This window comes from Pseudomonas sp. GCM10022186, assembly GCF_042656385.1.
Lineage (GTDB): Bacteria > Pseudomonadota > Gammaproteobacteria > Pseudomonadales > Pseudomonadaceae > Metapseudomonas.
This window is the reverse complement of the sequence record NZ_JBHSOU010000013.1, coordinates 1-2,513: the sequence shown is the minus strand read 5'-3', so window position 1 is coordinate 2,513 and position 2,513 is coordinate 1. Positions and strand designations below refer to the sequence as shown.

Annotated in this window: 1 rRNA gene; it reads right to left on the bottom strand. The window is 52.9% G+C overall.

The features are described from left to right. Positions 1-2,513, bottom strand: a 23S ribosomal RNA gene (locus ACFPU0_RS08730); the annotation flags it as partial.

Here is a 2,513-nt window from a genome sequence, read left to right as displayed (position 1 = left end):
GTGAGATCTCATCTTGAGGCGAGTTTCCCGCTTAGATGCTTTCAGCGGTTATCTCTTCCGAACATAGCTACCCGGCAGTGCCACTGGCGTGACAACCGGAACACCAGAGGTTCGTCCACTCCGGTCCTCTCGTACTAGGAGCAGCCCCTCTCAAATCTCAAACGTCCACGGCAGATAGGGACCGAACTGTCTCACGACGTTCTAAACCCAGCTCGCGTACCACTTTAAATGGCGAACAGCCATACCCTTGGGACCGGCTTCAGCCCCAGGATGTGATGAGCCGACATCGAGGTGCCAAACACCGCCGTCGATATGAACTCTTGGGCGGTATCAGCCTGTTATCCCCGGAGTACCTTTTATCCGTTGAGCGATGGCCCTTCCATACAGAACCACCGGATCACTAAGACCTACTTTCGTACCTGCTCGACGTGTCTGTCTCGCAGTCAAGCGCGCTTTTGCCTTTATACTCTGCGACCGATTTCCGACCGGTCTGAGCGCACCTTCGTACTCCTCCGTTACTCTTTAGGAGGAGACCGCCCCAGTCAAACTGCCCACCATACACTGTCCTCGATCCGGATCACGGACCAGAGTTAGAACCTCAAGCATGCCAGGGTGGTATTTCAAGGATGGCTCCACGAGAACTGGCGTCCTCGCTTCAAAGCCTCCCACCTATCCTACACAAGCAGGCTCAAAGTCCAGTGCAAAGCTACAGTAAAGGTTCACGGGGTCTTTCCGTCTAGCCGCGGATACACTGCATCTTCACAGCGATTTCAATTTCACTGAGTCTCGGGTGGAGACAGCGCCGCCATCGTTACGCCATTCGTGCAGGTCGGAACTTACCCGACAAGGAATTTCGCTACCTTAGGACCGTTATAGTTACGGCCGCCGTTTACCGGGGCTTCGATCAAGAGCTTCGCTTGCGCTAACCCCATCAATTAACCTTCCGGCACCGGGCAGGCGTCACACCCTATACGTCCACTTTCGTGTTTGCAGAGTGCTGTGTTTTTAATAAACAGTCGCAGCGGCCTGGTATCTTCGACCGGCATGGGCTTACCGAGTAAATCGTTCACCCTCACCGGCGCACCTTCTCCCGAAGTTACGGTGCCATTTTGCCTAGTTCCTTCACCCGAGTTCTCTCAAGCGCCTTGGTATTCTCTACCCGACCACCTGTGTCGGTTTGGGGTACGGTTCCTAGTTACCTGAAGCTTAGAAGCTTTTCCTGGAAGCATGGCATCAACCACTTCGTGTCCTAAAAGAACACTCGTCATCAGCTCTCGGCCTTGAACACCCGGATTTGCCTAAGTGTTCGGCCTACCACCTTAAACTTGGACAACCAACGCCAAGCTGGCCTAGCCTTCTCCGTCCCTCCATCGCAGTAACTAGAAGTACGGGAATATTAACCCGTTTCCCATCGACTACGCATTTCTGCCTCGCCTTAGGGGCCGACTCACCCTGCGTCGATTAACGTTGCGCAGGAACCCTTGGTCTTTCGGCGTGGGTGTTTTTCACACCCATTGTCGTTACTCATGTCAGCATTCGCACTTCTGATACCTCCAGCAAGCTTCTCAACTCACCTTCACAGGCTTACAGAACGCTCCTCTACCGCTCGTCTTGCGACGAACCCGTAGCTTCGGTGTGTAGTTTGAGCCCCGTTACATCTTCCGCGCAGGCCGACTCGACTAGTGAGCTATTACGCTTTCTTTAAAGGATGGCTGCTTCTAAGCCAACCTCCTAGCTGTCTAAGCCTTCCCACATCGTTTCCCACTTAACTACAACTTTGGGACCTTAGCTGACGGTCTGGGTTGTTTCCCTTTTCACGACGGACGTTAGCACCCGCCGTGTGTCTCCCACGCTGACACTTCCAGGTATTCGGAGTTTGCATCGGTTTGGTAAGTCGGGATGACCCCCTAGCCGAAACAGTGCTCTACCCCCTGGAGTGATACGTGAGGCGCTACCTAAATAGCTTTCGAGGAGAACCAGCTATCTCCGAGCTTGATTAGCCTTTCACTCCGATCCACAAGTCATCCGCTACCTTTTCAACGGGAGTCGGTTCGGTCCTCCAGTCAGTGTTACCTAACCTTCAACCTGCTCATGGATAGATCGCCCGGTTTCGGGTCTATACCCAGCGACTAAACGCCCTATTAAGACTCGCTTTCGCTACGCCTCCCCTATTCGGTTAAGCTCGCCACTGAATATAAGTCGCTGACCCATTATACAAAAGGTACGCAGTCACCTAACAAAGTAGGCTCCCACTGCTTGTACGCATACGGTTTCAGGTTCTATTTCACTCCCCTCTCCGGGGTTCTTTTCGCCTTTCCCTCACGGTACTGGTTCACTATCGGTCAGTCAGTAGTATTTAGCCTTGGAGGATGGTCCCCCCATGTTCAGACAAAGTTTCACGTGCTCCGTCCTACTCGATTTCACTTCCAAGAACCTTTCATATACGGGGCTATCACCCACTATGGCCGCACTTTCCAGAGCGTTCTATTAGATTCAAGGAAGCTTAAGGGCTA